Genomic DNA, 705 nt, shown 5'->3' with positions numbered 1-705 from the left:
ATGTTAGTGCAGTCCAGACAGGTGATGCATTCCCGTCAGCAGAAACACTTATTGGAGATACCAATGGTAACCAATTGTTTATAGGTGTTAGCCCGGCTAATGGGAATCCATATTCAAGCCTGCCCGGTGACAATAACAGATCCATGATGTCAGCGAATTTTACGGTAACAATGGATGGTAAAGGTGGATTTACCGGTGTTCAGCAGGGAAAAACAACCTATACCGTAGCCGAATGGAACGATCTGAACCGTCAAAAGCCAACAACACAACCATAGATATCATGAAAATACTAACCACGAATTGGATCAATATATTGGGAGTCTTTATAGTTACTCTTTTCTACGCTGTTATTTTAAATCATTCTGACAGCAATCTGAACTATAATATTTTTCAGTCGGTCGTAGCTGGCTTGATATTAATTTGTCTCTACGGAATGATGTTCTGGGGTTTGTTTATAATCTCGTTGATCGTAGCAGATCTTTTGCTTATCGTATGGAGTCAAAAGTTACTCAAACAAAAGTTACTATTAGAGTGGCTGCTTGTCAGCAGCCCTTTTATCTATTGGGTGATCAAGTATCAGGAGTGGATATCGTTGATAGGCATAATTGCTTTTTTTATCACACAGCTTTTACGTGAGAAGTTAATAGTCAAGGCTATGAGTGTTTAGCTTTGACGTTCGATATCAATTCAGAGCCCCGGTCACCC

At 39.9% G+C, this 705-nt stretch carries 2 protein-coding genes; both read left to right on the top strand.

The window, feature by feature from the left end; all coding sequences use genetic code 11:
• A partial coding sequence (locus tag RB622_RS30210; RefSeq protein ID WP_308050572.1) for a hypothetical protein occupies positions 1-275 on the top strand: 275 nt, incomplete at its 5' end.
• A complete protein-coding gene (locus RB622_RS30205) occupies positions 233-667 on the top strand; it encodes a hypothetical protein (RefSeq protein ID WP_308050571.1) in 435 nt (144 codons plus the stop codon). The genes RB622_RS30210 and RB622_RS30205, both read left to right, overlap by 43 nt.
• The last annotated feature ends 38 nt before the right edge of the window (positions 668-705 follow it).

Source organism: Dyadobacter sp. LHD-138 (genome assembly GCF_030929615.1).
GTDB lineage: Bacteria > Bacteroidota > Bacteroidia > Cytophagales > Spirosomataceae > Dyadobacter.
Note: the sequence above shows the minus strand (reverse complement) of the source record. Positions and strands in the feature narration are given on the sequence as shown.

Excerpts from the sequence above, each read along its gene's own strand:
- RB622_RS30205 (WP_308050571.1), top strand. The coding sequence starts at position 233 with ATGGAACGATCTGAACCGTCAAAAGCCAACAACACAACCATAGATATC.